This is a genomic window from Microtetraspora sp. AC03309 (assembly GCF_020826795.1).
GTDB classification, from domain to species: domain Bacteria; phylum Actinomycetota; class Actinomycetes; order Streptosporangiales; family Streptosporangiaceae; genus Microtetraspora; species Microtetraspora glauca.
Genome location: NZ_JADDIL010000301.1, coordinates 1 through 726, shown reverse-complemented (window position 1 = coordinate 726; position 726 = coordinate 1). Strand labels below are relative to the sequence as shown.

2 protein-coding genes are annotated in these 726 nt (G+C 64.6%); both read right to left on the bottom strand.

What is annotated here, in order from left to right:
• The coding region (locus IMZ11_RS42960) for a bifunctional 2-polyprenyl-6-hydroxyphenol methylase/3-demethylubiquinol 3-O-methyltransferase UbiG (protein WP_228649373.1) at positions 1–412 on the bottom strand (412 nt) is incomplete at its 3' end.
• A partial coding sequence (locus IMZ11_RS42955; RefSeq protein ID WP_228649371.1) for a TetR-like C-terminal domain-containing protein occupies positions 409–726 on the bottom strand: 318 nt, incomplete at its 5' end. The genes IMZ11_RS42960 and IMZ11_RS42955, both read right to left, overlap by 4 nt.

The window sequence follows — 726 nt, the reverse complement described above, 5'->3', positions numbered from 1 at the left end:
CCAGGTACCGCAGCTCGCCGCCGGGGCGGACAATCGAAAACAACTGACGCAGAACCGTCTCCGGCTGATCGATCGAGCACAGCACCAACGAGCACACCACCGCATCGAAAGGCTCTACGCTGCTGAACTTCTCGGCAGTGTCGCTGCTGACCGTCACCGGTACCGGAGCCAGCCCCGCCGCGTCACGGGCCACCTCGGCAAGGTGACGTTCGGGTTCGATGGCGACCACCTCGGTCACCGTCGGTGGATAGAAGGCAAAGTTGGTGCCGGTACCCGCGCCGATCTCCAGGACGCGGCCGCTGAGTCCGGTGAGATTCTCACCGCGCAACCGGCGCAGCGCCTGCGGCTCCGAACTCGACAGCGTCTTCCACACCCGCGCGAAGAACGGATTGTCCACGGTTCTGTCGGTCACGGCTTCTGCCCTTCTTCGGTCGGTTCGCTGTCCAGGCCCTTCAACCGGGCGATGGTCTCCATGGGCTCCAGGTCGGTTCCGATGATCCCCGACGCGATCTGACCAGTACACACCGCCCGCAGCACCCGGTCGGTGAACTCCTCGACATCTCCCCAAGGCAGATAGGGTTTGGAGATCAGCAGCGCCGCTACTCCGTGCGCCGCGGTCCACAGTTCCAAGGCCAACGTCGTGGCGTCACCCTGTGGGTAGATACCTTCGCTGATCAGAGCCTCCATCGCGGCCCGCATGTGCTGGAACGCAGAGCTGTTCAGCGC